Origin of the sequence: Vibrio rotiferianus CAIM 577 = LMG 21460 (genome assembly GCF_002741985.1) — a bacterium.
In the GTDB taxonomy this organism is placed as follows: Bacteria; Pseudomonadota; Gammaproteobacteria; order Enterobacterales; family Vibrionaceae; genus Vibrio; species Vibrio rotiferianus.
The window spans coordinates 1-2,116 of record NZ_APHW01000090.1 but is presented as its reverse complement, the minus strand read 5'-3'; the positions used below and the strand labels follow the sequence as shown (position 1 = coordinate 2,116).

Genomic DNA, 2,116 nt, shown 5'->3' with positions numbered 1-2,116 from the left:
GAACGGTAGACAACACAGCGGAAGAGCAGAGAGCGACCGTACAGCTCAAACAAATGGAGTTTGATAAACAGTTCGCGGATGCATGGAACGAGGGAGTAATCAAAGGCCCGTCAGATGCGGAACTGGAAGAACAAAGGGCATTGGTTAAAGAGTTGAAAGACCTAGCCAGAAAAGCCAGAGAGAGCCAGAGACAAGACCTAGAGAGGCTGGCTCAACAGCTACAGGGCCAGCTAGAGAACGGCGATATTAGCGAAGACCTAGCGAACCTAAGAAAAGAAATCCAAGCAGTGGAGAAACAACAGAATGAATAAAAGTGTATTGGCGTTAGTTATGGGGTCTGTGTTGGCTTTATCGGGATGTGACAATAGTCCTGTGGGCGTGTCAGGAGGCAGCGAAACGGGGTCTAGCTCTAGCAGTAGCCAAGGCGTGGACACATCAAAAGAACTTAACCAATCAAAAGCAGTTACGGTTATGGTGGCTCGGTCTCTAGCTCCGCTGATTACTGAAACCGCCACAGACCTATACGGAAGATCTCCGGGTAAAGGTCTGAACTGGCAACTAATCAAATTGCTCTATGAAGTAGAGCGCGGAACGGAGGAGGAGAAGCAAAAAGTAATTAAAGAGTTGGATGCACTGGATTTAAATGATGCATTGAAAGACGCGCCACAAATACAACAGGATTGGGTTAGGAGCACTGTAAACGCAATCAGAGGGCCGTCAGGGTTGCGCGGTGAGATTATCGCAAGTGCAGTCTTTGCCTATGCCGCAAATCCGATTGATGGCTGGCCTAAGGAAGCTTTAAAGAATAAAAACGTTGGCCGCTTTGATGCTGCGGTGAACTATTACTTAGTGTTGGCCGCTAATGCAGGAATGGAAGCCATCGCTCAGCAGGTTAGCTATGCATCGTACGGAGATCGTCAGAAAGCAAAACAGAGTATCCGTGTCGCCATGAACAGCAAAGAAGTAAGAGCCGCAATCTTAGATACTCTTGCTCGAGGTTACACAGAGCAACCAGACATTCGTTTGGACTTTACTGGAAGCTCGGCACCTGTTCACTTCTGGGCAGATTCTGACAGCGTAGAGGGCAACACAGACGGGCTATCAATTGTTCGCAATGGTGCTCAATACTACGGGAAAGGCTACATCTCAGGGGAAAGCTATGAAGTGCTAGTGTCCAGATCTAAGGGCGCAACCATGACAAAGAGCAGTACATCAAGCATCGGCTCAGAGTCCACACAATCAACTACAGGGGGCGCAAATGTCAAAGCAGGGCAATGATGAGGCTTTTAGCGTAAAGCTTCGGAGATTGATAGAGGAAGCGGAAGACGCAGCGGTGGATAGTGAGGCGTTTGGTCAGAGTGCTATCCATGCGCTAATTCTTGAACACATCGAGAGCCACGCTTACCCGAACAGCTCGAAATACGACTGACGCGCTATCGCTTGTCGGATTCGCACCAGCATGAAAGACTTCGCTATTTCATGCCTGGCACAAATCTCAATTTAAAGGAGATAAACCTATGTTAGAACTACTAATTTTATTGTTTTTAATTCTGTAAGGAGATTCAAAGGGATGTTTAAAAAGATATTGATCGTGTCAGTGTGTGCAGTTCTTGGGGCTTGTGCATCGCATGAAGATTTAGTGCTTAACTCAGGATGCCCAACAGGGGCGTCTATGGCTGAAATTAAACAAGGTTGCAATCAGCCAGAGACACCAGAGCAAACACAGAAAAGAATCGAAACGTATTACCGGTATCTAGCCGTTCTGCAGGAAGACGCGAATAAAAACAAATCGCTATAATTCTGTATATAGGGGATTTCGTTTGATGAGGGGGAGATCCTCAGATAAGATAATCCCCAGATGTGAAAAAACCCGTCTTTGCAGGACGGGTTATTTTCGGAATACTTCTACGCTCCAGAAGTCCTTTCATATTAGCATATCGAAAAGACCTTTCAAGAAGTTTCCAAGTTGTCGAGTGGTAGGGTCAGTGTCACTGGCGACAACTTCCAGCATCATGCGTTACCAGCGGTACATCCGTAAGCGCACACCAGATGAGTGAACCAAGAATCAGTACTAGCGTATGGAGTTAGTCAAAGAGGCTTGTAGATTGGGTAGTAA

General features: G+C 46.7%; 4 protein-coding genes. All 4 read left to right on the top strand.

Features of this window, described 5'->3' with window-relative positions; all coding sequences use genetic code 11:
* Window positions 1–311, top strand: a 311-nt coding sequence (locus B853_RS26100; RefSeq protein ID WP_170001029.1) for a hypothetical protein, incomplete at its 5' end; no start/stop codon positions are given.
* Window positions 304–1,278: a hypothetical protein gene (locus B853_RS16345; protein ID WP_038883228.1), complete on the top strand. Its 975-nt coding sequence runs from the start codon at window positions 304–306 to the stop codon at window positions 1,276–1,278. The genes B853_RS26100 and B853_RS16345, both read left to right, overlap by 8 nt.
* Window positions 1,259–1,429 carry a hypothetical protein gene (locus B853_RS26095; protein WP_160167630.1) on the top strand — a complete coding sequence of 57 codons (171 nt, stop codon included), beginning with the start codon at window positions 1,259–1,261 and terminating at the stop codon, window positions 1,427–1,429. Before B853_RS16345 ends, B853_RS26095 begins: the two co-directional genes overlap by 20 nt.
* Window positions 1,430–1,570: 141 nt before the next feature.
* Window positions 1,571–1,798 carry a hypothetical protein gene (locus B853_RS16340; protein ID WP_038883229.1) on the top strand — a complete coding sequence of 76 codons (228 nt, stop codon included), beginning with the start codon at window positions 1,571–1,573 and terminating at the stop codon, window positions 1,796–1,798.
* Window positions 1,799–2,116 lie beyond the last annotated feature (318 nt).

Excerpts from the sequence above, each read along its gene's own strand:
- B853_RS16345 (WP_038883228.1), top strand. The coding sequence starts at position 304 with ATGAATAAAAGTGTATTGGCGTTAGTTATGGGGTCTGTGTTGGCTTTA.
- B853_RS26095 (WP_160167630.1), top strand. The coding sequence starts at position 1,259 with ATGTCAAAGCAGGGCAATGATGAGGCTTTTAGCGTAAAGCTTCGGAGA.
- B853_RS16340 (WP_038883229.1), top strand. The coding sequence starts at position 1,571 with ATGTTTAAAAAGATATTGATCGTGTCAGTGTGTGCAGTTCTTGGGGCT.